The sequence below is a fragment of the Tardiphaga sp. vice154 genome, assembly GCF_007018645.1.
Classification (GTDB): domain Bacteria; phylum Pseudomonadota; class Alphaproteobacteria; order Rhizobiales; family Xanthobacteraceae; genus Tardiphaga.
This window is the reverse complement of sequence record NZ_CP041399.1, coordinates 2,863,159-2,888,568: the sequence shown is the minus strand read 5'-3', so window position 1 is coordinate 2,888,568 and position 25,410 is coordinate 2,863,159. Positions and strand designations below refer to the sequence as shown.

The window sequence follows — 25,410 nt, the reverse complement described above, 5'->3', positions numbered from 1 at the left end:
AGTGAGAAGGCGGGGAAATCCCGCCGGAGGCTGTCCCGGAAGCACGGTCCCCCGGCCCAAAATCACCGCGGTGGCGCGCCCACAGGCGCCGCGGTTCGCAGCGATGCGGATCGCGTCCCAACCACCATCCCCGCGCCTGTCGGCGCGCTGCCTCCCCTCATGCGTCGAGAGGAGAACTGCCGCACAGCTCGGGCGCCCCGGCGTCGCGAGAACGCGGGCGGCCGGCCGTTTGACATGGCGACCCGCAACACGCGAATTTGCGCCACAGGCGTGTGGCTTCTGTCACCCGGCCCGTCCATGACCTCGAAGGAAACCGATGCTCTCTCGCCTCCAGGACCAGTTGCAAGCCTACCGCGAAAACCCCGACCCGCTGGCGCAGCTCGCCAATACCATCGCGCTGGTGATCGCCGGCAACCAGCCGTTCTATCCGCTGTATCTGTATGCGATCGTGGGTCAGGCCGCATGGCCTTCGTGGCTGACGCTGCTGACCTTTCCGCTGTTCGCCGTCATCCCGGCGGTGGCGCGGCGCAATCCGCTGGCCGGCCGCCTGATGCTGCCGGTGGTCGGCGTCGCCAACACCGTGCTGGCGGTCAAGCTGGTCGGGCTCGACACCGCCGTGGAACTATTCCTGCTGCCCTGCGTGCTGCTTTCGACGATCCTGTTTCGACAGACCGAAAAGCGCGCGATGGCGGCCGCGCTGGCCTGCCCGTTTGCGGCCTATTTCATGCTCGATGCCGCGGTCGGCAGCCCGCTGGCGACCTACAGCGCCGCCGAGTATCGCTCGATCATCAACATGCACGTCTTCAGCGTCGCCTCGCTGTTCGCGCTGATCGGCTTCGCGTTCCCGGCGGATACGAAGCAAGCGTAGCAACCATTAAAGCGCGGCCTGCTTTTCAACCCATGGCGTGCCGCGCTCGACGACGGTGTTGGCGTAGATGAGGAGCTTGCGAGCGCAGGCGATGAGCGCCTCGTTGTGGGCCTTGCCGCGGGCTTTCAGGCGCTCGTAGAGCGCGCACAGGGCCTTGTTCCAGCGGAACGAGGCCGGCAGCGCCGCAGCAAACAGCGAGCGACGCAGGCGGCTTCGACCACCTGCAATGTGGCGCTGCCCCCTATGCTTGCCGCTGTCATCGTCGAACGGCGCAAGGCCGGCAAGAGCTGCCGCCTTCTCCCGGCTGATTTGGCCGAGCTCAGGCATGCGGATGATCAGCGCCAGCGCAGTCCGCTCGCCGATGCCGGGGACGCTGAGCACCAGATCGAGGCGCCGCGCCAGATCCGGATGGTCGCGCAGTTGGCCCGCGATTCGTAGGAGTTCGGTGGCTCGGCGCGCCTTCAGCCGATCGATGTCGTTGAGGACCAGACGCCGCCGTCGTGGCTCGTCGATATGTTCGAGCCGAGTCTTGAGGCGGACCATGTCTTCCTCGATCTGTTCGACGAAGGTCAGGTGATCTGCCAGCTCCGTGAGCCTTGGATCCGCGTCGACAGATGGAGGATCGAGCACCGCCGCGCAGGCGGCGACCAGCACGGCATCCAGGGCGTCGTTCTTGGCGCGCCGCAGATGCAGCCTGGCAAAGTTCTTGACCTGGATCGGCTGCAGCACCAGCACGACGAAGCCTTTGGTGCGCAAATGCGTAACCACGCCACGTTCATAACCACCGGTGGCCTCGATACCGACTTTGGTGACGCCTGCCTTACCGAGATCGGCCGCCAACTGCCGCCATCCCGCCGCTACGTTGGGCACCTGCCATCGCTGCTCCCGGCCATGCACCGCAATGTCGAGCTTGTCTTTGGCCGTATCGATGCCGGCCGTTTCCGTGTTATTGTTCGTCATCTTCGTCGACCCCTGCCTTGTGAAGCGAACCAACTTGTTCCGGCAACCATCCGGGTCCGATGAAGGAGCTGGCGCGATCCCGCTACGGGGCAGTCTCAGACGACTCAGGGCGGATACGATCCGATCGCCAGCCGCTCTGCCGCGGATGGCCGTCCGCGGCAGAGCATTCCTCTCGGAACGAGCTGACAATATCCCGATTTGCTATTACAAGGGCGGGTTAGCCGAAGGCGTAACCCGCCGCCGCGCGGATGGACGGCGGATTACGCTTCGCTAATCCGCCCTACTCAACTAGCTACGGCTGACATGCTGCTTGGGCAGCGCGCCGCCGTTCCATTTTCCGTCGATCGCGCGCTCGATCTGGGCTGCGAGCTGCAGCAACAACCCGTCATGGGCCTGCGCCGCCTGCGCCTGGATGCCGAGCGGCAGGCCGTTCTCCTGCGCGGCCAGCGGCAGCGAGATGCCGGGGATGCCGGCGAGATTGGCCAGCGGCGTATAGGCGAAGTTCTTCCAGAGGTTCGCAAACCAGTCGTGCACCGACAGATTGGTCGAGGTCGTCAGATACTCGGCGGTGCCGACCTTCGGCGTCGGCTTGGCGGTGATCGGCGTCAGGATGATGTCGTAGCGCTCGAAGAACGCGCCGAAGCCGCGCGACGTGGTGTTGAACACCGCCTGCATTCTGGCGCGGTCAGTATAGGACATGTCGATGCCGGCCTCCCAGATCTTCACGTTGATCGGCTCCAGCAGTTCGGACGTCGGCTTTTCCAGGCCGAGCCGTGCCAGATGGCCGCCGATCACCTGCGCGAAATTGCTGATGTAGCAGGCGGTCTGCGCGGCAAAGGCGGCGCGGAAATCGATCTCGGGCAGCGCCCATTCGACGTGGTGGCCGAGCCCCTCCAGCAGCCGGCCGACACGCTCGAGCTCGGCGACGAAATGCGGCGTCGCGCTGCTATCGCCCCATTCGTGCGACAGCGCGATGCGCAGGCGCCGGGGGTCGCGCCGGATCCGCTCGCTATAGGGCTCGGCCGGCGACCAGAACGGCATGAATTCGCCGGGCGCAGCACCCCGGCAGGCATCGACGAAGGCCGCGGTGTCGCGCACGCTGCGGCTGACGCAGCCCTGGATCGATACCAGCCCGGTCAGGTCCGACATGGTCGGCGCCAGCGAATAGACGCCGCGCGACACTTTCAGGCCGATCAGGCCGTTGACGCCGGCCGGAATCCGGATCGAACCGCCGCCATCGGTGGCGTGCGAGATCGGCAGCACACCGGCGGCTACCATCGCCGACGACCCCGCGGAGGAGCCGCAGGTCGAGTAGTCGGTATCCCAGGGATTGCGGGTGACATAGAATGCATTTTCGGCAGAGCTGCAGACGCCGAATTCCGGCGTGGTGCTGCGGCCGATGATGTTCAGCCCGGCCTGGCGGATCCGGCCGGTGAGAAAGCTGTCCTGCGCGGGCCGGTTGCCCTGCATGATGGCGGAGCCGAATTCCTGCAGCCGCCCCCGCAGCGTCGGCCCGAGATCCTTCATCAGATAGGGAACGCCGGCAAACACGCCAGCTTCGTTCATGCCGTCCTTGGCGGGATCGGCGACCACGTCGTCGAAGACCTCGACGACGGCGTCGAGCGCGGGGTTGAGCCGGGCTATGCCGGCGGCGGCTTGTGCCGCAAGTTCGGCCGGCGTCAGATCGCCCTGGCGCACGCGGTCGGCCAGCGCCACCGCGTCATGTGTCGCCCATTCGTCCCAGTCCATCGCCAATGTCATGTCGTGCGTTCCGGTTGCAGATTCGTTCGCGGGAAGCCTAGACCGGATGGCGCTCGCTGCGTGATCAGGGCTAGCATGTGAAAACGCCGTGACGCCTTCCGCGTCACGCCATGAAAGACCCGGCTCACGCGCCATGAAGCTCAGTAACCAAGCCGATTCCGTCTGGACCTCGCTGCAGGACGAAGAGTTGCGCCGTCAGTTGCTGGCCGGCCGCAGCATCAACGAGATCGCGCTGCGCACGAAACGCTCGCCGCTCGCCGTCCGCACCCGGATCAAGAAGCTCGGCATCGCCGAGCACACCGCGGATTAGAGAGTTCGGGTGGCTTCACTCACCGTCCTCATAGTGAGGAGCGCGCCACTTGGCGCGCGTCTCAAACCATGGGAGCTTGGCGCCATCCTTCGAGACGCCGCGCAAGCGCGCGGCTCCTCAGGATTAGAGAGAGCTTTTGGATGGGAAAAAGTCTCTCCAGACGGAAAAGCGTAGCGCAGGCCTATCGCCCGCAGTTCCACACCGGCCCGATCGGCGTCTGGGTCCAGCACGGGCCCATGCTGCCGCCATTGTACTGGCCGCGGTAGAAGCCGGGCTGGCCGAAATAGCGCTTCTGGCCATCGTACCAGCGGTAATAGACCGGCGTGGGCGTGATGTACCACGGCCGCTTCGGGCGGCGCGCATTGCGCAGCACCGCTTCGTCCTGCTTGAACAAGGGCGCGGCATTGTTCAGCGGCTGGTGATAGCCCGGCAGGAAGCCGTAATTATGCGGCCGCGGCTTCCGCTTGGGAGCGGCGTCGGCGACGACAGACGACAGCGTCAGGATGGCAGCGAGCGAGAGACACAGAAGGCGGGACATCTATCGACCGTAGCGGGTCGGCGTGTCCCGCACCAGTCACATCCCGGCGAGGCGTCCTGTATTCATGTCGCAGCATGAGCGGGGCCAAGTCCGGACATTCCATCCGGCGGCAGTCGGTGCGCCCGACCGGCGGCCTTTCGTCTACTTCCCTGCCCGCCGCGACCTGGGCTAGCCTGCCCGCGGGAATCTGCACCTCGCACGGGTGCAGCACGGCAGGCTCGACATAACGAGTGCGGATCAGAAGGCGGCAGCTGCAAGCTCCCCGCCGCCTTGACGATCGCACCATCCGAGGAAACGACATGAACCGCATTCTCCGCGTGATGGGCGCGCTTGCCATCGTCACGGCCACCGCCGGCTCCGCGCAGGCGCAGGGCTGGCCGAACCGGCCGATCCGCATGGTGGTGCCCTATACGCCGGGCGGCTACACCGACCTGATGGCGCGGCTGGTTTCGCAGAAGATGTCCGAAGCCCTGGGTCAGACCTTCGTGATCGAGAACAAGCCCGGCGCCAACGCGGCGATCGGCACCGACAGCGTCGCCAAGGCCGCGCCCGACGGCTACACCTTCGGCACCGTGATCGCGGCGCATTCGGTCAATCCGACGCTCAATCCGAAGCTGCCCTACGACACGATGAAGGATTTCACCTACGTCTCGCTGACCTCGGTGGCCCCCTTGATCCTGATCGCGCATCCGTCGGTGCCTGCCAGTAACATGAAGGAGCTGATCGCGCTCGCCAAGGCGAAGCCCGGCACGCTCAACTTCGCCTCTTCCGGCATCGGCTCGGCGGCGCATCTGACGATGGAAATGCTGAAGAGCCGTGAGGGCATCAATCTGCAGCACATCCCCTACAAGGGTACGGCGGGCGCGCTGCAGGATCTTGTCGGCGGCCAGATCAGCGTGATGTTCGACGTGATCGGCCCTCTGATGTCGCAGGTCACGCCGGGCAATGCCAAGGCGATCGCCGTCACCGCCAAGGACCGCGTCCCGGCGGCGACCAACGTGGCGACCATGACCGAGCAAGGCGTGCCGGACTTCGTTTCCGGTACCTGGTCGATGATCATCGCGCCGGCCGGCACGCCGAAGGAGATCGTCGACCGCATCTCGCTGGAGGCCAAGAAGGCGCTGTCCGATCCCGATCTGAAGAAGAAGCTCGACGACCAGGGCATCGTCGCGATGGGATCCACGCCGGACGAGGCCCGCGCCTTCGTCACCGAACAGATTGCGCTCTGGAAGAAGGTCATCGTCGAGGCCAACATCAAGTTGCCGGAGTAGCCGCCGCCTGGCGCTGAACTTGCGGAGTTGCGACCAGCGCGGCACTCCGCCGCGCTGGTCGCACAGTATGAATTCCGCTAAACAGTTTTATGACATATTCGCGACAATGGCGCCCGCTGCTACCGCTGCTGGCCTTCACGGCGCTGCTGCTTACCCCCGGCCTCGCCATCCATTTCGGCCTGATGCCGTTTGAATACCGCAGCTATGCCCTGATCGGCGTGTCGGCGTCGTGCCTTGCGCTGTGCGTCGTTTCGGGCCTGTCATTGGCCGAACTCGGCCTCGGCCGGCCCTCGATCCGGGAACACTGGCTCGGCTTCGCGGTGCTGACGCTCGGCCTCGCCGCCGTCATGCTGTTGCAGACCCGGCTGTTCACATTCGACGCCAATCCACCGGTCTGGCTGAGCTTTGCGCCGTTCTACGTGCTGGTCTCCAGCCCGTGCCAGGAAGTGGTGTGCCGGTCGATCCCGAAGCTGATGATCGACCGCCTGCAGGCCCGCAGCTGGGTCTATGTGCTGTATTCCTCGGCGGTGTTCTCGCTGATCCACATCGCCTATGGCGACACGACGTTGCTGCTCAACACCTTCGCGGTCGGCGTGGTCTGGGGCATAGCCTATTTGCGGATGCGCAACATCTGGCCGGTGATCCTGTCGCATGCCGCGATCGGCACGCTCGCGTTTTCGCTCGGCCTCGCCTAAGGCGCGGCCTACGCGCCGTTCCGCGCTTTCAATATTGCCATGTGCACGAAGTGCAGCTTGCCGCGCACCGCCGCCGTCAGTTCAAACGGATAGGCGTCGCTGAGGCCCATCGAGCGGTTGAGCTCGTTCATGCTGTAGGCGACCAGTTCCCACAGCGCCAGCAGCGCCTCGAAGTCGCGCTCCAGATAGGGATCCTCCAGCGTATGGCGGGCCCGCGCATCGAGCGACAGCGGCAGCGAGGACGCGGTATCGAGCGTCGAGACGATGTGCAGGAAATGCGCAAAGGTCTCCGCCCAGTCCTCCCACGGATGCGAGGTGGCGTATTCGCTGATGAAGCCATCGCTGTTCCAGCCGCGGTCGGCGCGGTTGTGATAGGCAGCCAGCGCTTCGGCATAGGCGGCGGACTCGTCGCCGAAGATCAGCCGGAACGGGTTCCCGAGCTGGGCCTCGTCGATCAGCGCCTCCCAGTAGAAATGCCCTACCTCGTGGCGGAAGTGGCCGAGCAGCGTGCGATACGGCTCGCGGAAGGCCGCGCGGCGCGCCTCGCGCACCGCGTCATCGGCCTCCGACAGGTTGATGGTGATCAGCCCGGCCAGATGCCCAGTCATGATCGAGTGACCGGCGGTCTCATGCGACAGGATGTCGAACGCGATCTGCGCACCGCCAGGCACCGCCAGCGGCAGTTCGAGCCGCATCAGATCATAGGTCAGCCGCCGCTTGGCCTGCTCGACCTTGCGCCACAGCGCCAGATTGCGATCCGAGCCGAGGTTCGGAATGGTCCGCGTCAGCCGGCAGGAGCGGCAATAGGGCATGCCGTCCTGGACCGACCAGTTGCAGCCGATCAGATCACGGTTGGCGCACGGCACCACGTTGCGCCCGCGCACCATCCGCAACGACCCGCTGTCGAAACTGACCGGCGTTCTGCAATGGCTACAGGGGCTCTGCTCGAATACGATTCTTTGGCGGCAATGGGGGCAGTTCAGTTGCTTCATGCGGGCACTATGCCGAAACGGCCGCGGTCATGCTACACGCTGTGCCGCGGCCGGGTGATCTCGCCGCGGGTGGTGGCGATGCCCATCTCGAAACCATCGGCGATGCGCCGCGCGCGCTCGATGAAGGCATCGGCCACGTCCGCGCTGAATATCTCCCGGGCGGTCGGCTCGAACAGCGCCAGCCAGCGGTCGAAATGCGCCGCGGTCAGCGGCAGCACCAGATGCGGCCGCATCGGGCGGCCGTCATAACGACCGGTCTTCAGCAGCATCGAAGACCAGAAATCGGAGATCTGGGCGATGTGATGCTCCCAGTCCGACACTGCAGCGTTGAAAACCGGGCCGATCAGCGCGTCTTCGCGGGCCCGGCCATAGAAGGTCCGGACCAGAAGGGCGATCGATTCTTCGGTAATTTCGGGGTGGGCTTCATTAAGAGTGGGGTCGGTCATGCCTCCGATGTAGGCGGCAGCGCGCCATTTCACAACCGCGGGAAGGTCAGGCCCGCGTCACCGCGTCCCCGATCCGCACCTCGCCGCCCTCGATCACCCGGGCGGTAATGCCGCCGTGGCCGCGAACGGCATTGTAGCCGCCGGGTCCGAGCACCTCTTCCATCCGGCTGCACGGCGCGCAGTCGCCCGAGGGCTCGAGCAGCGTCGCACCGATGCGCAGGCGTTGTCCCTTGAGGGCGGCCATATTGACGCCGACGGTCACGAGGTTGCGCCGGAGCAACTCCGGCGCCAGCGCGTCCAGCCCGAGGAAGGCGGCGATTGCCGCCAGATCCTCGGCCGCGATCAGCGTCACCTGCCGCGGACCGTTATGGCTGCTGCGGTAACGGTCGCCCTCGATACCCTGGCCTGCGACCAGCAGGGCCTGCTCCGGCGTCAGCACGGGCGCGCGGCGCGCCGGCCGCAGCCCGATCCATGTCAGCCTGCCCGGCCGCATCGGGGCGGCCAGCAACCGGCCGAGGGGGCTTTCCGGGGCAAAGGTCATCAGCGATTCCTAGCACAGCCCGATGATCGGTCACGGTCGAATCCAGGCAGCGGACTTATGGCGGCCACATGCCTGCAGATTGTTCTGCACCCTTGCCAATCCCTTCCCGCCATGAAAGCACGTGGCCTCCCAATGCCGCCCTGCGGACCGCGTCGCGGTCGCCGCTGCCAGGATAACTGCCATGATCACGCGCCTCTCGCTGCCCAAAGACAAGATCCGCATCCTGCTCCTGGAGGGCATCAACGACAGCGCCGTCGCGATGTTCGCCGACAATGGCTATATTTCTGTCGAGCGGCATCCCAAGGCGCTGTCGCCGGAGGCGCTGAAGGAAGCCGTGAAGGGCGTCCACCTGCTCGGCATCCGCTCGCGCAGCAACGTCACCGACGACATCCTCGAGGCCGCCGATAGGCTGCTCGCGGTCGGCTGCTTCTCGGTCGGCACCAACCAGATCGACCTTGAGGCCGCGCGCCGCCGCGGCATCCCGGTGTTCAACGCGCCGTTCGCCAATACCCGCAGCGTCGCCGAACTGACCATCGGCGAGATCGTGATGCTGCTGCGCCGGATCGTGCCGCGCTCGGTCGCAGCGCACGCCGGCGGCTGGGACAAGTCGGCCGACGGCAGCCGCGAATTGCGCGGCAAGACGCTCGGCATCGTCGGCTACGGCAATATCGGCTCGCAGCTTTCCAATCTCGCCGAGTCGATGGGCATGCGGACCGTGTTCTTCGACCTCACCGACCGGCTCCGCCACGGCAATACCGAGCCGACGGCCAGCCTCGACGAGTTGCTGGCCTTCAGCGACGTGGTCTCGCTGCACGTGCCGGAGACGCCGCAGACCGCCGGCATGATCGGCGCCCGCGAGATCGCGCTGATGAAGGACGACGCCTGCCTGATCAACAACAGCCGCGGCCATGTCGTCGATCTCGACGCGCTGGCAACCGCCATGCGCGCCGGCAAGCTGGCGGGTGCCGCCATCGACGTGTTCCCGGTCGAGCCCGCGTCCAATAACGACAAGCTCGTGACGCCGTTGCAGGGCCTGCCCAACGTGATCCTGACGCCGCATATCGGCGGCTCGACCGAAGAGGCGCAGGACCGCATCGGCGCCGAAGTGACGCGCAAGCTGGTGGAATATTCCGACGTCGGCTCGACGCTCGGCGCGGTCAACTTCCCCGGCGTGCAACTGCCGCCGCGGCCCTCGGGCACGCGCTTCATCCACATCCACGGTGACGTGCCGGGCGTGATGGGCAAGCTCAACGACATCGTCTCCAAGCACGGCGTCAACATCGCCGCGCAGTACCTGCAGACCGGCGGCGGCATCGGCTATGTGGTGTTGGAAACCGATGGTCGTGGCGTCGATTCCGAGAAGGTGCTTGAGGAAATGCGCAACGTGAAGGGCACAATCCGTGCCCGGCTGCTGTACGAGGCGGACTAAGGCCCGGCGCATGACTTCTGCTACAGACCCCGCGTTCTTCGCCCTGCTCGCGTCCAGCTACGCCCGCGCCGTCGGCAAGCCGCTGGTCGCCGCCGGACACGACGCCGCGTGGCTGCACAACGATGCGCCGTTCGCGGTGCTTGCGCACAATACCGCGCCTGATCCGGTGTTCGTCTATGCCAACAATACCGCGCAGGCCTGTTTCGAATATGACTGGGACGAGTTCATCACCCTGCCCTCGCGGCTGTCCGCCGAGGCGCCGAACCGCGACGAGCGACAGCTTCTGCTCAATGCCGTCACGCGCGACGGTTTCATCTCGGACTATCGCGGTATGCGGATCGCCGGTTCCGGGCGGCGGTTCTGGATCGACGGCGGAACCGTCTGGCAATTGATCGACGAGGCCGGCACGCCGCGCGGTCAGGCGGCCCTGTTTACCTCGTGGACCAACGCCTGAGCGGGCTGCGACGGTTGCGCGCTGGCACCGTGGCACAAAAGCTGCAACGATCGGCCCATGATGGGGCATGCGCGATCGGCTAAGATCCTGGACAGCTTTGCGCGCTACGCTCGGCGCATGAAGGGTCCTGTCTCATGCCTGCTGCTGGCGCTGCTGTGGCCGGCCGGTCCGGCCGCCGCGCAGAGCGCAAAGCCCGCGCCGGACAGTTTCGAGGCGCGCGCCCGCGCGCGCGGCACGCCGGATATTCCCGGGCTCAACATCGTCTGGCTGGTGCCGTGGGGGCCGCTGGAGAACGCGCGCGACTGGCGCAACATCGTCGTGCACCAGAGCGAGGGCGCGGCCGGCTCGGCGTGGCGCAACGCGGTGGCGCAGAGCCAGCGGCCGGACCGCCGCGGCGTTACCGTCTGGGTCGAGACCGACGGCACGGTATACTGGTCAGCGGCCGAGTTCGCGGTGCCCAACCACCTGCGCGACGGCAACCGCAACGACAACAAGTTCATCGACAACGCCGCCACCTACCAGCAGGTCGACAATGCCTCCTCGATCGGCGTCGAATTCGTCGGCAACTATCCGAATGTGCGACGCCCGCCGACCGAGGCGCAGATCGCCGCCTGGCGCATTCTCGTTCGCGTGCTGCAGGTCCGTTACGGCATTCCGGACAATCGCGTCTACGCGCACAACTGGATTGACTACAAGGACCACCGCTATTGCGAGGGCTGCGAACTGGCGCGTCTTGCCCGCACGCCAAACATCGAAACCGCCCAAGCCGACAAAACGCCGTAGGATACAGGACTGTGTAGCTGATATTTTGTCACCTCTGCCCAGTGGAGAGAGGTGCACTGCTGCCGGTGCGTGTCATTGCGCTACTCTCGACATCAGAAACTGGTGCTATCAGAAGCACAGATTGCTGACGACGTTGCCGCGCTTGTCCTTCAGCACGTAGGGGCATTCCAGCCGCTTCAGCGCGGCCCGGGCTTCGTCGTTGCCGAGCGCCGCGGAACGCTCGTAATAGGTTTTCGCCGCCGCCTTCTCGAACAGGCCGCGCGCCGACCTCGTCCTTCGGGCCGCCTGAGCCCTCCGCCAGCATCATGCCGAGCTGGTATTGCGCCTCCGGATTGGTCTCCGCGGCCTTCGCCAACAGCGCCCGGCCGCGTGCCGGATCGGCCGACGCACCACTGGACGCCGCGGCGAGATTGGCGACACCGCGCGGATTGCCGGCCTCGGCGGCGCGCTCGAACAGTTTTCGCGCCTGCGCCTCGTCTCTGGCGACACCGTTGCCGGTGCCGTACATCACGCCGAGCTCGACTATCGCCGACGTGCTGCCCTTGTCGGCCGCCTTGCGCCATGCCGCCATCGCCTCGGTCATCTGTCCGTTGGCGGCATAGGCGCCGCCGAGCTGATACAGCGCGCGGCGCAAGCCGCTGCCGGCGGTGCGGCAGAACTTGATCGCGGTGGCGATGTCGGCCTTCGCGATCTCCGCGGTGCCGCGAGCGTCGGCGGGCCTGTCGGGATCGGACGGATCGGCGGCGAGCCCGTCGCACAAAACGAGGTCCGCGGATTGCGCCGACGCGCGCGAGATCGGCGCGAACGCCAGCAGCAGTCCGGCCAACGCAGCAGCAACAAACGGTTTCATCGTCCACATCAGGCACTCGCATCATCGTTGCCGGCAATCCTGTGGCGGTGCAGCGGTGCCGACGAGCGCACCGCTTTCGACATTGTGATGACAGAACCGCGCAATGCAGCATCCCCCTGCCGGCGCTCGCCAAGCCGCGAGCGCCATGCGATTTCTAACAGATATTGCGCCGCAACATTACTGCCTCGCACGTCGGAACCTGCATGATCTCCAAGCCCATCCTCGCGCTCGCTGCTGCCTCGTTCGGCATCGGCACCACTGAATTCGTCATCATGGGCCTGCTGCCCGATGTCGCGACCAGCTTCGGTGTGACCATCCCGCAGGCCGGCTATCTGGTCTCCGGCTACGCGATGGGCGTGGTGGTCGGCGCGCCGCTGGTGGCGATGGCGACCGCCCGCCTGCCGCGCAAGACGGCGTTGCTGGCCTTGATGGCCGTCTTCATCATCGGCAATTTCGGCTGCGCGCTGGCGCCCACCTACTGGCTGCTGATGGCGGCGCGCATCGTCACGGCGTTCTCGCACGGCGCGTTCTTCGGCATCGGCGCGGTGGTCGCCCGCGATCTGGTGCCGCGCGAGCAGCGCGCGCAGGCGGTCTCGCTGATGTTCGCCGGGCTGACGCTCGCCAATGTACTCGGCGTACCATTCGGCACCGCGCTGGGACAGCAAGCCGGCTGGCGTTCCGCGTTCTGGGCAGTGGTCGCGATCGGCCTCATCGCCGGCGCGGCGATCATCCGTTGGGTACCCTCCGGCCTGCCCGGAACGACGGGCAGCCTCACCCGCGAATTCCGCGCGCTCGGCCGCTGGCCGGTGCTGTTGCCGATGCTAATCTCGATCACCGCAGCCATCAGCATGTTCAGCCTGTTCACCTACATCACGCCGTTGCTCGAAGAGGTCACCGGGCTGTCGCCACACGGCGTCACCGGCGCGTTGCTGGCGATCGGCTCAGGCCTCACCATCGGCAACCTGATCGGTGGACGTCTGGCCGACCGCAATTTGCTGGGCACCGTGATCGGCGCCTTTGGCGGCGTGATGCTGGTGCTGATCCTGCTGGCGTTCGTCATCCACTCGGCAGTGCCGACGCTGGTGCTGCTGGTCCTGTGGGGTGGCCTGGCTTTCGCGCTGGTCTCGCCGCTGCAGATCTGGGTGGTCGATGCCGCGACCGACGCGCCCAACCTCGCTTCGACATTGAACCAGGGCGCCTTCAATCTCGGCAACGCCATCGGCGCCTGGATTGGCGGCGCTGCGCTGAACGCCGGCATGTCCTATGCTCATCTGCCATTGCTCGGCGCCGCGGTGGCGGCTGTCGCACTGGCGTTGACGCTCAGCATCATCGCCAACCGCCGCGTGATGCCGATGCACTTGCGCCCGGCCGAATAGACATTGCCAGCTTTCATCGAACTCATCTTGTAAGGATTTTCAGTGGCCCTCCGGCGCGACAGTTTTGCCTTCACCGCCTTTCTCGGCGCCCTCACCGCGCTGCCGCCGCTGTCGATCGACATGGGCCTGCCGGGCCTGCCGGCGATTGAGGCGACGTTTGCGGATGCAGCCGGACAGGGGCCGCTGACGCTCAGCCTGTTCCTGGCCGGCTTTGCGATTTCGCCGCTGATCTGCGGACCGCTTGCCGACCGGTTCGGCCGCCGTGCCATCCTGCTCGACGGGCTGCTGCTGTTCTCGCTCGCCGCGGCGGCCTGTGCCTTTGCGCCGACCTTCACCATCCTGCTGGTGTGCCGGATGATGCAGGGGCTCGCCGCCGGCGCCTGCGCCATCCTGCCGTTCGCGATCGTGCGCGACGTGTTCGAGCACGCCGTGGCGCGGCATCAGTTGTCCCGGATCGCCGCGGTGCTCGGCATCGCACCGATGATCGCGCCCGTGCTTGGCGGCTGGGTCATGACGGTCAGTGACTGGCGCATGATCTACACCCTGCAGGCCGGCACCGGCCTGCTGCTGCTGGTCGTCGCCATCGGCATGCTGGACGAATCCCAGCCGGTCGACATGCGACGATCGCTCAATCCGGCGAGGCTGATCGAGAGCTATCGCAACGTCCTGACCGACCGCGCCTTCCTCGGCTATGCCCTGCTCTACGCCTGCGCCTTCGCCGGCATGTTCAGCTTCATCTCCGGCGCGCCTTCGGTGCTGATCGGAAGCCTTGGCCTGTCGACCACCACGTTCGCGCTGCTGTTCGGGCTGTCATCCTGCGGTGTGCTGATCGGGTCTTTGCTCAGCGGTCGAATGAGCCAGCGTCACGTCGCGTCGCGCAAGATCATCGCCGGGGGATTGCTGCTGACGGTTGCGAGCGCGCTGGCGGCGCTGACGCTGGTCGCAGCCGGCGCGATGACGGCGTGGACCCTGATGCCGCTGATGGCGCTGACGCTGCTGGCCTTCGGCATCATCGCGCCCAGTACCAACCATGAAGCGCTGCAGAACCTGCCGCACGTCGCCGGCTCCGCAGCCGGGGTGATGCGCTCCCTGCAGATGGCCATGGGCGCTCTTGCCAGCGCAACAATTGCGGTGTTGGAGCCGTTCGGGCACCCGGCGCTGGTGATGACAGGGCTGATGACGATGCTGGCCGTGGCTGCCGGCGCGATCTTTCTATGGATGCTGCCGTCGGGCAGGAAGCCTGTTCAAACGTGAGGCGTGCGATCCGGGGCCGCTCCGCTTTGTGGGCAGGATGATACATATGAAAAAGGCTCGCGGGATCTCCCGCGAGCCTTTGTCTGTTAATGCCTGGTGTTCGATCAGGCCTTGTTCTTCTTCTTGCCGAACGCCGGCTTGAACACCGACTCGGCGCCCTCGCGCTTGGCCTTGGCGACGTAAGGCGGCTTCTCGGCGCGCGGCTTGTCGGACTTCGGCTTGCTATCGTAGCGCGGCTTGTCACCGGCATAGGGCTTGCGGTCGCCCTGCGGCTTGTCGTTCCAGGATTTTTCCTTGTAGGACGCCTTGTCCTTGAAATCCGGGCGATCGCCGTCCGAGGTCTTGCCGTAGCTCGGCTTGCGCTTGGCGTTCGAATAGTCGCGGTCTTCCGGCTTCGGACGCGCAGATGCGATCGCGCCTTCGGGGCCGTTCGGCAAGGGCTCGATGCGGATGTTGTCTTCCTTGTCCGGGCGCTTCACCATCACCAGGAATTTCTCGACCGCGCCGGCCGCGATCTCGAATTCGGAATTGGCGTCGTAGATCTTGATGGCACCGATGTCGTTCTTCTCGATGCCGCCGCGGCGGCAGATCATCGGCAGGAGCCAGCGGGCTTCGGCATTCTTCTGTCGGCCGATCGCGGCGCGGAACCACATCGAGCCTTCGCCCATGCTCTCGCGCGGCTTCGACTTTCGCGGGGCCTCGCGCGGCGCGGTGCGGTCCTGGCCGCGGGTGTCGCGCTCGTTGCGCGCATTGCTGCGATCCTCACGGCCGCGGAACGTGCCGGGATCCGACACTTCTTCCGGCGACGGCAGGCGGGCACGGTACAGACGCGCCAGAGCGGCGGCGATATCCTCGGCCGAACGCTCGGCGAGCATGGCGCGGGCCAGCGCCAAGTCTTCCTCGGTGGATTCCTCGGTGAACAAGGTGTCCTTCAGCATGCGCTGCTGATCGAGCGTGCGGATCTCTTCCACGGTGGGCGCACTGCCCCAGACCGCATCGATGCCGCCGAGATTGAGCAGCAGTTCGGCACGGCGCTTGCGCGCGGGCGGCACGAGCAGAACGCTGACGCCCTTCTTGCCGGCGCGGCCGGTACGGCCAGAGCGATGCTGCATCACTTCGGCGTCGTTCGGCAGGTCGGCGTGAATGACGAGGCCGAGATTCGGTAGATCGATGCCGCGCGCCGCTACGTCGGTCGCAACGCAGACACGCGCGCGGCCATCGCGCAGCGCCTGCAGCGCAGAGGTGCGCTCGTTCTGGGTCAGTTCGCCGGAGAGCGCGACGACGGAGAAGCCGCGCTCCTGCAGCACGGTCTGCAGGTGGCGAACGGCGTTGCGGGTGTTGCAGAACACGATGGTGCTCGGCGATTCGAAATAGCGCAGCACGTTGACGACAGCGTGGTCGACGTCGTTGGGCGAAATGCGGATGGCGCGATATTCGATGTCGGAATGGCCGCCATCGGCGCCGGCGACTTCGACGCGAAACGCCTGCTGCTGGTACTGCTTGGCGAGCGCCACGATGCCGCGCGGCAGCGTGGCCGAGAACAACAGCGTGCGGCGGGTCGACGGCGTGGTCTTGAGGATGAACTCCATGTCCTCGCGAAAACCCATGTCGAGCATCTCGTCGGCCTCGTCGAGCACGACGGCCTTGAGCTGCGAGACGTCGAGGCGGTTGCGGCGGAGATGGTCGCACAGACGGCCGGGCGTACCGACGACGATGTGGGCGCCTTCGGCGAGGTCGCGCTGTTCCTTGCGCGGGTCCATGCCGCCGACGCAGGAGACGACGCGCGCGCCGGCATATTTGTACAGCCAGGTCAGTTCGCCGTGGACCTGCAGCGCCAGTTCGCGCGTCGGCGCCACGATAAGCGCCAGCGGCAGGCCGGCCTTCGGCAGCTTCTCGGCGCCTTCCAGCAGATTGTCGGCGATCGCCAGGCCGTAAGCCACGGTCTTGCCGGAGCCGGTCTGCGCGGAGACCAGCAGATCGCGCCCGGCGGCGTCGTCGGCCAGCACGGCGGCCTGCACGGGAGTGGATTCATTGTAGTTGCGCTCGGCCAACGCGCGGGCGAGCGACGGACCAGTCGTTAGGAATGTCACGGAGATTTAAACCTTGGTTCTAAGGGACCGCTGTGCGGTCGGGACCCAATTTGGACCAAACGGAAACGAATCTGCCGCCCCTCGAATGGGCGGTCACGTCGGGTCCAGGAGTCCGGTGCGGGTGGTTGGCCGTTCTTTATGCTGTTCTGCAGCAAAAGGCCACTCATTGCTGCCATCTGCGTAAATTTTTGTCAGACCCGGTCGAAATCGGGTCAAAGCGGCGACGTGCACGGCAATACCGATGTCGAACGATGATGGCACGGGACCAGGCCGCGCAAGGCTGCCGTCGCGCGCGATCCGGTCTAGACTCGTCGCCTGAGTCGCGGTCGCGACGCATCGTCTTACGCGCAGGCCCGTCTTGGAAACTACCCTCTATCTTCCGGTCAAGAACCACCTCGAGAGCCTCGGCTTCACCGTCAAGGGGGAGGTCGGCGGCTGCGACCTCGTCGCCATCAACGGCGACGATCCGCCGCTGGTGGTGATCGGCGAACTCAAGCTGAGTTTCAATCTCGAACTCGTACTGCAGGCCGTCGATCGCGCGGCCTCCTGCGACGAAGTCTGGCTGGCGGCAAAGCTATCCATCAAAGGTAAAGGCCGCGAGAGCGACGCGCGTTACCGCAATTTGTGCCGGCGGCTCGGCTTCGGCATGCTCGGCGTCACCGAGGCCGGCAATGTCGAGGTGCTGGTCGCCCCCCACGCCGTCACGCCGCGGCGCAATCCGAAGAAGCGATCGCGGCTGGTGGTCGAGCACACCAAACGCCGCGGCGACCCCGCGCTCGGCGGCAGCACCCGCGCGCCGATCATGACCGCCTATCGCCAGCAGGCGCTGGCCTGTGCGGCAATGCTGGCGCCGGGCCCTCGCAAGGTTCGTGAACTGACACCGGACTACCCCGATGCGCAGAAGATCCTGCATCGTAACGTCTATGGCTGGTTCGTCAGCGCCACCCGCGGCATCTATTCGCTCACCGACGCCGGCCATGCCGCCCTGAAACGCTGGCCCCAGCCGGACCGCGGCGCCATTCATCCGTCAGAATTGGCAAAAAACTGAGCGCTTCGAATTGGAACCTGTTCTGCATGGCTGGGTTGTCAGAGCAGTTCGATATTGCAATGCAACATGAGCTTCGATATTTATCGCAATTCGAAAATGAGGCGAGCGATGAGCGAAGACTGGAATACGAAATATGGTACGCGGCGCGTCCGGCGCGATCCGCCAACCCTCGAAGAAGCCATCTTCGCCGCGATTGGCATCACGGAAGATCTCGACCAGCAGGCCGAGATCGCCGCGTCGCTGATGGGGCTGCCGCTTGAAGCGGTGCAAACCGAAGTGAAGAAGGCCTGCCGCACGGCCGCGCGTTCGACGCGGGTGATTGCCGGCGAACAGGGCGCTCAGCGCTCGATCGTCGTCGAACGCAAGGTGTCACGGCGCATCATTGGCAACGACAAGCGTATCGGCGCCTGATCCAGGCGGCCGTCGGCAGGGCGACGCGCCGTGCTCGCAGGCCTTCTCTCATGAAGGCTTTCGTAGACCCGCCACCGAGAACCACAGGCGCCAGCAGGCCCGGTTATAGTCTGACATCGCGCGTGCCACCTCCAGCACCGAGGTTTTCGGCCGGGCATCCGGCATCGGCGTGATGTCGATATTCCCGGAGGATTCGCCGTGCCGGAACGTCAGCCGCGCGCCAAATCTCCTGGCCAGCGCGCGCATCGCATCGTTCTGCGCGCCGGTAGTGATGCGCAGCGTGGGATAGCCGAGCGACCGCGCCTTTTCGATCAGCTTTGTGAACAGCATCGTGCCGACGCCCTGCCGGCGCACGGCCATTTCTACCGAGAACGCAATCTCGGGCAGCGAGCCCGGCGACAAATCAGGCTGGTGAAGTTCAGCGGCGCCGCGCACCACGCCGTTCTCGAAATAGGCGATGATGATGGTACCGTCGCTGACGCAGCGGGCGGCATAGATCGCCAGGAAATCGTCGTCGAGCGCGCCGTTGAAACGATCATGCCGGCTGTCGCGATCGAGCCGCAACAGGTGGTCGCGAAACAGCGGTAATTCACGGGCGCTCAGAACGCGCACCGTGCCGCTTTGGGCGGCGGGTCTGGCAAGGGTGGCCTGGTCCATCGAATCTCTCCTCGGAGTAGACCCTCGATGAAGCGTTCGTCTCCCTGACAGCCATTTTGGTGCAGCGCACCATAATTTCAAGAGGCGCGTGGCAAATTTGGCTCCGTGACAGCGATTATGTTTCGCGGCATAGCAGCCCATGCGCCACTTCCCGCCCCGCCGTATCGTATGCCTGACCGAAGAGACCGTCGAAACGCTGTATCTGCTCGGCGAGCAGGACCGCATCGTCGGCGTTTCCGGCTATGCCGTGCGCCCGCCCGAGGTGCGCCGAGACAAGCCGCGGGTATCGGCGTTCATTTCCGCCGACTTGCCGAAGATCCTGGCGCTCGATCCCGACCTGGTGCTCGGCTTCTCCGACATGCAGGCCGACATCGCCGCCGACATCGTCCGTGCCGGCATAGCCGTACACATCTTCAACCAGCGCGACGTCAACGGCATTCTGGCGATGATCCGGATGCTCGGCGCCATGGTCGGCGCGGCGGAGCGCGCCGAACAACTGGCGGAAGACTATCAGCAGCGCCTCGCCGGAATCGCCGCGGCGGCCTCCCGGCGCGACGCGCGGCCGAAAGTGTATTTCGAGGAATGGGACGACCCGCTGATTTCCGGGATCGGCTGGGTGTCCGAACTGATCGGCATCGCCGGCGGCGACGACGTCTTTCCCGAGCTACGATTCCAAAAAGCGGCGAAGGATCGCATCGTCGCGCCGGACGCGGTGATCGCGGCGGCGCCGGACGTGATCCTCGCCTCCTGGTGCGGCAAGAAAGTCGTGCCGGACAAGATCCGTTCACGCCCGGGCTGGCATGACATCCCCGCGGTGCGCAACGACCGCATCGTCGAAATCAAATCGCCGCTGATCCTGCAGCCCGGCCCCGCGGCGCTGACCGACGGGCTGGACGCGATCATAAAGGCGTTGTGGCCTGCACCGCCGTAGGGTGGGCAAAGGCGCACTCTTGTCCGCCGTAGCCCGCAGGGCGAAGGCGGATGCGCCGTGCCCACCATGTTCGCGAGTCGGTGGGCACGTCCCGCCGCGGTTCGCGCGACGAGACTTTGCCCACCCTACTGAAGCGACCTACAACGCCTCCACGCCGCACCACTCGGCGATGAACAGCGCCGTGGCCTTGGTGGATTTGCGCAGCGATTCCAGATCGACGAACTCGTTGAAGCCGTGCATCGCCTGGCCGTCGGCGCCGAAGCACAGGCTGGGGATGTTGTAGTTCAACCCGTAGAAGCGGGTGTCGGTGAGCGCGGTGAAGACGAGATCCGGCGTGGCCCCGCCATAGACCGCGTCGTAAGCCGTCGCGAACGCCGCCTCCGGCGCCGCCGAATCCTTCAGCTCGTAGCCCTCCGACAGGAACCCGGACCATTCGACCTGCGGCGGGCTGTTGGACAGGAAGCGATGGTTGCGTGCCGCCTTGGCGATGCAGGCGAGGATCTCGGCCTGTGCCTCGGCCACCGACCAGCCCGGCAGGATCGAGATCCGGCAGTCGACGTCGCACCACGCCGGCACCGAGGAGGCCCAGTCGCCGCCCTTGATGATGCCGGGGTTGAAGTTGATCGGATGATCGACCGCCCCGAAATGCACGTCGGAGGCGGCGCGCTTGTTCCACTCGACCTCGATTTCCTCGACCGCCTGGATCAGATGATAGGCCGCCTTGATGGCGTTGGCGCCGATGCCGGCCTCGAACACATGCGCCGGAAAGCCGCGCACCTTGATGCGAAACCACAGCACGCCGACCTGCGAGCGCACCATCTTGCCGGAGGTCGGCTCGGGGATGAAACAGGCGTCGGCGCGGTAGCCGCGCTGCAAGGTGGAAAGCGCGCCGATCCCGGTGGATTCTTCCTCGATCACCGACTGGAAATGGATCCGTGCGGTCGGCTTCAGGCCGGCAGCGCCGATCGCGTCGAGCGCGTATAGCGCGCCGATAGTACCCGACTTCATGTCGCAGGCGCCGCGGCCGAACATCTTGCCGTCCTTGATAATGGGCGAGAACGGCGGGGTATCCCACATGTCCAAGGGGCCGGTCGGCACCACGTCGCAGTGGCCCTGCAGAATGAGCGATTTGCCGGCATTGGTGGTCGGGCGATAGGTACCGACCACGGAACGGGCCTTGGAAAAATCATGCTCGATGGCGCCTGCGCCGCGCAGATCCTTGAGATCCGCCATGTCGATGTGCCAGTCGTCGACCTCATAGCCGCGCTCGCGCAAGAGATCGCCGATCATGTCCTGGCATGGGCCCTCGGCGCCGCGCGTCGAGGGGATCGAAACGAAGTCCTGGGTGGTCTTCAACTGCGCGTCGAACGAGGCATCGACGGCGTCCAGGATTCTTCGTTGCGTATCGGTGGCAGTCATTCGGCGGCTCCAGTCACGATTCAGTTCGAAATCGCCGGCACCCTAGCCCGATCGCCGCGCCCGCGGTATGACAGATTCCAGGCAGCAGCCGCCGCATCTTCGGGCATCGGCCAGGCCGGCTTTAAGAATCAAAGCCGCCTCTCTACAGTGGATGAGACAACCAAGGAGACATCATGCCCGCCAACCGCAACGTGCTTTTCCTGATCATCGGCGCGCTGGTCGTCGGCATCGGCGTGCTCGGCTACAATCTGTATCAGACCAAGAAAGAGCCGAGCGGCCTGCAGATCAATGTCGGCCCCGACGGCCTGAAGGTGCAGAACAAGTGATCGCGAAGCGCTCCGCTTTGGTGCTGGTCGCGGCTTTCGCGTCAAGCGTCTCGGCCTTGCCCGCATCTGCGCAGCTGCAGATATTCCCGCGCGAGCAGGATGTTCCGGAAGTGCGGCTCGGCCAGCGCGTCCAGGTCGATGACGGTTCCTGCCCGACCGGGCAGATCAAGGAACTGCTCGGCACCACGCTGACCACGGCCGGCGTGACGCGCGTTTCCAAATGCGTGCCGCGGCTCGGCACCAAGAAGCGCTAGCAGTTTCATCAGGCGCCGCTTCTCTTCACCTCTCCCCGCTGGGGAGAGGTGTCAGAGCGTCTCTGGTCTCGGGGGCAGACAGTCCAGCGCCCCTACTTCGCCGGCTCGAACATGCATTGCAGCGTCGGGCGCGCGATCTGGCTGAAGGTCGCGTTGATCATCGATTGCTTCGAGGCCGGAATCCAGTCGCGCTCGATCGTCGGCACGCCCCGCTCGCTGATGCCGCGCAACAGCGCCTCGCGCAGGTCGCTGTCCAAGACGTCAGCCAGAGCGTGATCGTGCAGGCAGCCGCACACCGCCTCCGGATGTTGCCAGCGCCCGACCATGTGCGGCGCGCACAGCCGGACGAACTCGCCGCGCTGGTCGGGCAGTTTCTTCCACGACCAGATCTGCGCCTGCGCGCTCCCCGTCGAAATGGCGAGCAACGCTGCGAGGCCGGCGGTGACGTTCAAAATGTTCATTTCGTTAATTTCAGTTGGCCGTGGCGCAATCAGTGGCTGGTGGCAAAGTGGATCGCCGGCGCGGTGAGCGCCGACGGCCCGTTATAGGCAAAGGCGCCACTTCCTGGCAGACGGTCGTCGGCTGATCCGGCCATCGAGGGGCCGGCCAGGACCAGTCCAACGGCAAGGATGAAACTGAGGCTGCGCATCTGGCGGTCTCCGGTTGAGCGGCTTGACGCCGCGTCGCTGGCCTATCTGTAGGCCGCGACCGTTTCCGGGTGCCGTCGCCGCAAGCGGGAAATGGTTTCACCGTGAGGGGAATTGTTTCGTCGCCCGCCCCTGCACGAAACACGAATCAGAGACCGGAAACGCCTGGTGTCCGGAGAATGATCTGCTCGCCCAGGACTCAAAAAAAGAACAGCCAAGCCGGTGAAACCGGTGTTTGATAGCAGCGCAGCACAGTTGATCCAGCGCATTGTCAAAAGATCAAGGATGCAGCGAAATGGAGACGGCACGAATTCCACAGTCAAACCGGGTTGTCACATGCCGTTAATGAAATTGCACCATTGACTGTCTAAAGCGACAGAGTGCCACGTGTGCAACCATTTCAGGCAACGGCGCGTTACCAGACCACTCCAGCAAAAGGATTGATGCCGTGGGAATGAGCAATATGCGGAGCAACGAGGCTACCGCTGCCGCGACCGAAACTCCCCGGCCCCCGAAAATTCGTCCGCCCGCCAAGTGCCTGGGCGCCATGTCGCAGCAGGGCTTCGGTGCCCACGGCAACGAATGCTATCCGCAGAACATGGTGCAACTGGTCGGTTATCGCAGCCCGCAGGCACTGGCCCTCGCCCAGGCGGAAGCTGTCGCCCGGATCCGCCTAAAACGCTCGCTGGACCAAGCGGCCGAATAGACCGCCCGCCATGGCTACTGAACGAAGTCGCCGCATTTCGCGATGGCGTTGCCGGCCTGGCCCCATGGCATGATCGGAACCGAGGACGTCGAGTTCTTCGGAGATCCCTCGATGATGCGGTCGGTATAAACCATATAGACCAGCACATTTCGCTTCGGATCGCAGCCGCGCACGATCTGCATTTTCTTCAAGAACATCGAGCGACGCTGCCGGAACATATCGTCGCCCTGCTCCATCTTGCCCTTGAACTTGATCGGGCCGATCTGCCGGCAGGCCAGCGAAATGTCGGACACCTCCTCCGCAAGCCCCAGCCAGCCCTTGAAGCCGCCGCGCTCCGGCACCGTGAAGTGGCAGGCAACGCCCTCGACCTCGGGATCGTCGACGCCGTAGGTCGCCAATTTGTCGTTCGGACTAAGCCATTTGAACACGGTGGAGCGCCGGAAGATCAGGTCCGGCTCGTCCGCGGCCAAGGACGGTGTGGACAATAGCGCGGCGAAGCCGAGCAACGCGGCCATACCGACCATCAAGAACCGGGCCGGGGCGCGGGAACCGTCGATAGTCATGCAAGTCTCCGTGAGCGTTGATCCCCATTTAGGCATTCCCTTGTGATTAGGAAGCCGAAACGCCGCGCTGTTAATCCAATGTGAGGCTTTTTTGTTACGATTGTACCGGATCACCTCTAGCCGACTCGCGCTGGTGAACCCAAAACTCCGTCTGCGAGACTGACGTATTTACCGGTTAACGAGGAATTTGGCGTGGGCGCATTTCAGGATTTAACGACCAAGTTCCGCGCGCCCCGCCGGATGATGACGGCAGCGATGATCGCGATCGCTGGCACAGCCTGGGCCGTGCCCGGCCATGCCGCCGTATTCTGGTCGGACGAAGACCCGATGCGGATGTCGCCGGAGCCGCTGCTGCAGGAGCCGCCGCGCCCGAAGAAAATCATCAGGCGTCCGGCAGCCCGGCCGGAAAAGCAGGTCAGCGAAAGCGCCAAGCCAGTCGGACCGCTGGTGGTTGCCATCTCGGTCGATCAGCAACGGCTCAAGATCTATGACGCCAATGGCCTGTTCGCGGAAAGCCCGGTTTCGACGGGCATGAAGGGTCACGCGACGCCGATGGGCGCGTTCAGCGTGATCCAGAAGAACAAGTATCACAAGTCGAACATCTACAGCGGGGCGCCGATGCCCTACATGCAGCGCATCACTTGGTCGGGCATCGCGATGCATGCCGGCATGCTGCCGGGCTATCCGGCGTCGCATGGCTGCATTCGCATGCCGATGGCCTTCGCCACCCGGATGTGGGGCTGGACAAGGATGGGCGCCCGCGTCGTGATTACCCCGGGCGAAATCTCGCCTGCCCCCATTTCCCATCCGCTGCTGGCCAGCCGCAAGCCCGACCCGGCGAGCGCGCCTGTGCCGATGGCTGCCGCGAATGGGCCTACGGTGAAGGCCGAGTTGCCCGCGACGGACCCCCGTCCGGCGATGTCCTCGGCCAGCCTCGAACTGAAGCCCGCCGTCGATCTGAACCATACCCGCACGGTATTCGACGCCCGGCGCGAACGCGAACAGAGCCAGACTGCCGATGCCAGCGGCGCGATCATGCCGCAGACCGGCGCGCTCACCCAGTCCGATGCTGCAACCATGCGGCCGAACGACCGGCTTCTCGTCACCCGCCGCGACGTCGATGCCGACGCGGCGCGGACGGTCGATCTGGCGATGGCCGAGGTCCGGGCGGACGAGGCCCGGCCGACCCGGCCCGACGTCCAGCCCCTCGACATGGGCATCGTCCCGGCCGCCGCGGCGACCAGCCCGGAAGCTCCGAAGGACGATGCTGCCAAGGATGATGCTGCCAGGAGCCCGGTTGCCGCCCCGGTGGCCGAGACGGCGCCGAAGCGCAGCGGCCAGATCGCGGTGCTGATCAGCCGCAAGGACGGCAAGATGTACGTCCGGCAGAACTATGCGCCGTTGTTCGAGGTCCCCGTCACGATCGGCGCCAGCGACCGTCCGCTCGGTACCCATGTCTTCACCGCGCGCATCGACAAGGCTGACACGAAGTCGATCCAGTGGTCGGTGGTCTCGATGCCGGCGGCGCGCGTTGCCGCCCGGAATGACCAGGACGACAGCAGCAGCCGTCGCCGCCGCTCGACCGGCGCGGTCGAGATGAATTCAGCGCCGGTGCCCGATGGCCCCGCCGAGGCGCTGGACCGTCTGACGATCCCGGCCGAGGCGATGGCGCAGATCGCGGAATCGCTGGCCACGGGCGGTTCGATCATCGTCTCCGATCTCGGCATTGCCGCCGGCGGCGAGACCGGACAAGGCACCGAATTCGTCGTGCCATTTCGCTAAAACCCGATTGCCCCTTCGTCCGTACATTGCGTACGAGAAGTCCCGGCA

General features: G+C 65.6%; 28 protein-coding genes and 1 pseudogene. 16 read left to right on the top strand and 13 right to left on the bottom strand.

Annotation, left to right across the window (positions count from 1 at the left end; genetic code table 11):
• Positions 1-316: 316 nt before the first annotated feature.
• The gene (locus FIU28_RS13495) at positions 317-868 is read left to right on the top strand and encodes a hypothetical protein (RefSeq protein ID WP_143573677.1); all 552 of its coding nucleotides are present in this window, start codon (positions 317-319) and stop codon (positions 866-868) included.
• A gap of 6 nt (positions 869-874) precedes the next feature.
• Here the strand turns inward: FIU28_RS13495 and FIU28_RS13490 are convergent, their stop codons facing one another.
• Together FIU28_RS13490 and FIU28_RS13485 are read right to left on the bottom strand one after the other, a co-directional pair.
• Positions 875-1,828: an IS110 family transposase gene (locus tag FIU28_RS13490; protein ID WP_143571863.1), complete on the bottom strand. Its 954-nt coding sequence runs from the start codon at positions 1,826-1,828 to the stop codon at positions 875-877.
• Between the two features lie 288 nt (positions 1,829-2,116).
• A complete protein-coding gene (locus FIU28_RS13485; RefSeq protein WP_143573675.1) occupies positions 2,117-3,589 on the bottom strand; it encodes an amidase in 1,473 nt (490 codons plus the stop codon).
• 133 nt (positions 3,590-3,722) lie between these two features.
• Between FIU28_RS13485 and FIU28_RS26435 the strand changes: the two genes are divergently transcribed.
• Positions 3,723-3,899: a hypothetical protein gene (locus FIU28_RS26435; protein ID WP_168202943.1), complete on the top strand. Its 177-nt coding sequence runs from the start codon at positions 3,723-3,725 to the stop codon at positions 3,897-3,899.
• Between the two features lie 181 nt (positions 3,900-4,080).
• Here the strand turns inward: FIU28_RS26435 and FIU28_RS13480 are convergent, their stop codons facing one another.
• A complete protein-coding gene (locus FIU28_RS13480) occupies positions 4,081-4,437 on the bottom strand; it encodes a hypothetical protein (protein WP_143573673.1) in 357 nt (118 codons plus the stop codon).
• Between the two features lie 299 nt (positions 4,438-4,736).
• Between FIU28_RS13480 and FIU28_RS13475 the strand changes: the two genes are divergently transcribed.
• Positions 4,737-5,708: a Bug family tripartite tricarboxylate transporter substrate binding protein gene (locus FIU28_RS13475; RefSeq protein ID WP_143573671.1), complete on the top strand. Its 972-nt coding sequence runs from the start codon at positions 4,737-4,739 to the stop codon at positions 5,706-5,708.
• An 89-nt stretch (positions 5,709-5,797) separates the two neighbouring features.
• Positions 5,798-6,403 (top strand): CPBP family intramembrane glutamic endopeptidase, encoded by a 606-nt coding sequence (locus tag FIU28_RS13470; RefSeq protein ID WP_143573669.1) that lies wholly within the window; start codon positions 5,798-5,800, stop codon positions 6,401-6,403.
• An 8-nt stretch (positions 6,404-6,411) separates the two neighbouring features.
• On the opposite strand, the gene FIU28_RS13465 is transcribed toward FIU28_RS13470, so the two are convergent.
• From FIU28_RS13465 to FIU28_RS13455, 3 genes are all read right to left on the bottom strand, one after another.
• Positions 6,412-7,290, bottom strand: a complete 879-nt coding sequence (locus FIU28_RS13465) for a putative zinc-binding metallopeptidase (protein WP_246660667.1) — start codon at positions 7,288-7,290, stop codon at positions 6,412-6,414.
• Positions 7,291-7,427: 137 nt separating this feature from the next.
• Positions 7,428-7,841: a group III truncated hemoglobin gene (locus tag FIU28_RS13460; protein ID WP_143573665.1), complete on the bottom strand. Its 414-nt coding sequence runs from the start codon at positions 7,839-7,841 to the stop codon at positions 7,428-7,430.
• Positions 7,842-7,887: 46 nt separating this feature from the next.
• Entirely contained in the window at positions 7,888-8,382 is a 495-nt protein-coding gene (locus FIU28_RS13455) for an MOSC domain-containing protein (RefSeq protein ID WP_143573664.1), read from the bottom strand.
• Positions 8,383-8,563: 181 nt separating this feature from the next.
• Between FIU28_RS13455 and serA the strand changes: the two genes are divergently transcribed.
• The 3 genes from serA to FIU28_RS13440 all read left to right on the top strand — a co-directional run bounded on the left by serA (position 8,564) and on the right by FIU28_RS13440 (position 11,048).
• Complete coding sequence (serA, locus tag FIU28_RS13450) at positions 8,564-9,811, top strand: phosphoglycerate dehydrogenase (RefSeq protein WP_143573662.1); 1,248 nt, start codon at positions 8,564-8,566, stop codon at positions 9,809-9,811.
• Between the two features lie 10 nt (positions 9,812-9,821).
• Positions 9,822-10,265 (top strand): MEKHLA domain-containing protein, encoded by a 444-nt coding sequence (locus tag FIU28_RS13445; protein WP_143573660.1) that lies wholly within the window; start codon positions 9,822-9,824, stop codon positions 10,263-10,265.
• A gap of 117 nt (positions 10,266-10,382) precedes the next feature.
• A complete protein-coding gene (locus FIU28_RS13440; RefSeq protein WP_143573658.1) occupies positions 10,383-11,048 on the top strand; it encodes a peptidoglycan recognition protein family protein in 666 nt (221 codons plus the stop codon).
• 108 nt (positions 11,049-11,156) lie between these two features.
• Here the strand turns inward: FIU28_RS13440 and FIU28_RS13435 are convergent.
• Positions 11,157-11,898: pseudogene (locus FIU28_RS13435) on the bottom strand (tetratricopeptide repeat protein).
• A gap of 203 nt (positions 11,899-12,101) precedes the next feature.
• Here FIU28_RS13435 and FIU28_RS13430 point away from each other — a divergent pair.
• Together FIU28_RS13430 and FIU28_RS13425 are read left to right on the top strand one after the other, a co-directional pair.
• Positions 12,102-13,274 (top strand): MFS transporter, encoded by a 1,173-nt coding sequence (locus FIU28_RS13430; RefSeq protein ID WP_143573656.1) that lies wholly within the window; start codon positions 12,102-12,104, stop codon positions 13,272-13,274.
• A 42-nt stretch (positions 13,275-13,316) separates the two neighbouring features.
• Complete coding sequence (locus FIU28_RS13425) at positions 13,317-14,528, top strand: multidrug effflux MFS transporter (protein WP_143573654.1); 1,212 nt, start codon at positions 13,317-13,319, stop codon at positions 14,526-14,528.
• Between the two features lie 104 nt (positions 14,529-14,632).
• Here the strand turns inward: FIU28_RS13425 and FIU28_RS13420 are convergent, their stop codons facing one another.
• Entirely contained in the window at positions 14,633-16,618 is a 1,986-nt protein-coding gene (locus FIU28_RS13420; RefSeq protein ID WP_143573652.1) for a DEAD/DEAH box helicase, read from the bottom strand.
• Between the two features lie 358 nt (positions 16,619-16,976).
• On the opposite strand from FIU28_RS13420, the gene FIU28_RS13415 reads away from it, so the two are divergent.
• Both FIU28_RS13415 and FIU28_RS13410 read left to right on the top strand, forming a co-directional pair.
• Positions 16,977-17,666, top strand: coding sequence for a DUF2161 domain-containing phosphodiesterase (locus tag FIU28_RS13415; protein ID WP_143573650.1), 690 nt, complete (start codon positions 16,977-16,979; stop codon positions 17,664-17,666).
• A 108-nt stretch (positions 17,667-17,774) separates the two neighbouring features.
• Complete coding sequence (locus FIU28_RS13410; protein ID WP_143573648.1) at positions 17,775-18,077, top strand: hypothetical protein; 303 nt, start codon at positions 17,775-17,777, stop codon at positions 18,075-18,077.
• A gap of 48 nt (positions 18,078-18,125) precedes the next feature.
• On the opposite strand, the gene FIU28_RS13405 is transcribed toward FIU28_RS13410, so the two are convergent.
• Positions 18,126-18,734, bottom strand: a complete 609-nt coding sequence (locus tag FIU28_RS13405; RefSeq protein WP_143573646.1) for a GNAT family N-acetyltransferase — start codon at positions 18,732-18,734, stop codon at positions 18,126-18,128.
• Positions 18,735-18,873: 139 nt separating this feature from the next.
• Between FIU28_RS13405 and FIU28_RS13400 the strand changes: the two genes are divergently transcribed.
• Complete coding sequence (locus FIU28_RS13400) at positions 18,874-19,665, top strand: cobalamin-binding protein (protein WP_143573645.1); 792 nt, start codon at positions 18,874-18,876, stop codon at positions 19,663-19,665.
• Between the two features lie 138 nt (positions 19,666-19,803).
• Here the strand turns inward: FIU28_RS13400 and FIU28_RS13395 are convergent, their stop codons facing one another.
• Positions 19,804-21,084, bottom strand: a complete 1,281-nt coding sequence (locus tag FIU28_RS13395) for an ArgE/DapE family deacylase (RefSeq protein ID WP_143573643.1) — start codon at positions 21,082-21,084, stop codon at positions 19,804-19,806.
• Positions 21,085-21,257: 173 nt separating this feature from the next.
• On the opposite strand from FIU28_RS13395, the gene FIU28_RS26430 reads away from it, so the two are divergent.
• Together FIU28_RS26430 and FIU28_RS13390 are read left to right on the top strand one after the other, a co-directional pair.
• On the top strand, positions 21,258-21,410 hold the full coding sequence (locus FIU28_RS26430; RefSeq protein ID WP_168202942.1) for a hypothetical protein: 153 nt from the start codon (positions 21,258-21,260) through the stop codon (positions 21,408-21,410).
• Positions 21,407-21,664, top strand: a complete 258-nt coding sequence (locus FIU28_RS13390) for a DUF6719 family protein (RefSeq protein ID WP_246660666.1) — start codon at positions 21,407-21,409, stop codon at positions 21,662-21,664. Before FIU28_RS26430 ends, FIU28_RS13390 begins: the two co-directional genes overlap by 4 nt.
• A gap of 92 nt (positions 21,665-21,756) precedes the next feature.
• Here the strand turns inward: FIU28_RS13390 and FIU28_RS13385 are convergent, their stop codons facing one another.
• Together FIU28_RS13385 and FIU28_RS26425 are read right to left on the bottom strand one after the other, a co-directional pair.
• Positions 21,757-22,125 (bottom strand): hypothetical protein, encoded by a 369-nt coding sequence (locus FIU28_RS13385; protein ID WP_143573641.1) that lies wholly within the window; start codon positions 22,123-22,125, stop codon positions 21,757-21,759.
• 29 nt (positions 22,126-22,154) lie between these two features.
• Complete coding sequence (locus FIU28_RS26425; protein WP_168202941.1) at positions 22,155-22,313, bottom strand: hypothetical protein; 159 nt, start codon at positions 22,311-22,313, stop codon at positions 22,155-22,157.
• A 452-nt stretch (positions 22,314-22,765) separates the two neighbouring features.
• Between FIU28_RS26425 and FIU28_RS13380 the strand changes: the two genes are divergently transcribed.
• Entirely contained in the window at positions 22,766-23,017 is a 252-nt protein-coding gene (locus FIU28_RS13380) for a hypothetical protein (RefSeq protein ID WP_143573640.1), read from the top strand.
• A gap of 14 nt (positions 23,018-23,031) precedes the next feature.
• On the opposite strand, the gene FIU28_RS13375 is transcribed toward FIU28_RS13380, so the two are convergent.
• Entirely contained in the window at positions 23,032-23,541 is a 510-nt protein-coding gene (locus FIU28_RS13375; protein WP_143576170.1) for a CreA family protein, read from the bottom strand.
• A 279-nt stretch (positions 23,542-23,820) separates the two neighbouring features.
• Between FIU28_RS13375 and FIU28_RS13370 the strand changes: the two genes are divergently transcribed.
• The gene (locus tag FIU28_RS13370; RefSeq protein WP_143576169.1) at positions 23,821-25,362 is read left to right on the top strand and encodes a L,D-transpeptidase; all 1,542 of its coding nucleotides are present in this window, start codon (positions 23,821-23,823) and stop codon (positions 25,360-25,362) included.
• Positions 25,363-25,410: the final 48 nt, after the last annotated feature.